General features: G+C 51.9%; 1 protein-coding gene. It reads left to right on the plus strand.

The window, feature by feature from the left end; all coding sequences use genetic code 11:
- Window positions 1-146: 146 nt before the first annotated feature.
- Window positions 147-661, plus strand: a 515-nt coding sequence (locus ACFQEU_RS17245; protein WP_379784143.1) for an MBL fold metallo-hydrolase, incomplete at its 3' end; no start/stop codon positions are given.

Here is a 661-nt window from a genome sequence, read left to right on the forward strand (position 1 = left end):
TGAAACAGGTTTTACTAAACGTAGCTCCCATCACAACAGGAATCACTATGGCTACCATCAAATTCTTAGGCGCAGCACAGGAAGTCACTGGCTCATGCCACTTAGTATCCGTACCTGGCGCCGGCAACATATTGCTAGACTGCGGCATGCATCAAGGCGGCGACGCTATTGAGAGGCTGCCAACGGAACAGTTTCTGTTTGAGCCCTCAGAAATAGACGCGTTGGTACTGTCCCACGCCCATCTCGATCACTCAGGCCTGCTGCCCATGCTTGTGCACGCAGGCTTTAACAGCCCGATTTACTGCACCAAAGCAACGGCTGAGCTGCTGGAAATTATGCTAGACGATGCAGCGGGGTTGTACATGCGCGATCTCGAAAGAGAAAACATCAAGCGCGAACGCCGTGGCCAACCGACGGTAGAAGCACTCTATAGCCTAGACGACGTGAAAACGGTACTCGGCCTATGCCGAGGCATTGCCTATGGCCAAGCAACAGAAATAAAGTCCCACCTGTCCGTCACACTGCATGACGCGGGTCACATCCTTGGTTCAGCCATTGTGCAATTAGATATCAATGAACGCGGCCAGCAAAAACGCGTGGTTTTTTCCGGTGACTTAGGTAAAAAAGATTCACCGCTGATGAAAGACCCCTCACTGCTCAC

The sequence above is a fragment of the Halorubrum tibetense genome (assembly GCF_042661865.1).
In the GTDB taxonomy this organism is placed as follows: domain Archaea; phylum Halobacteriota; class Halobacteria; order Halobacteriales; family Haloferacaceae; genus Halorubrum; species Halorubrum tibetense.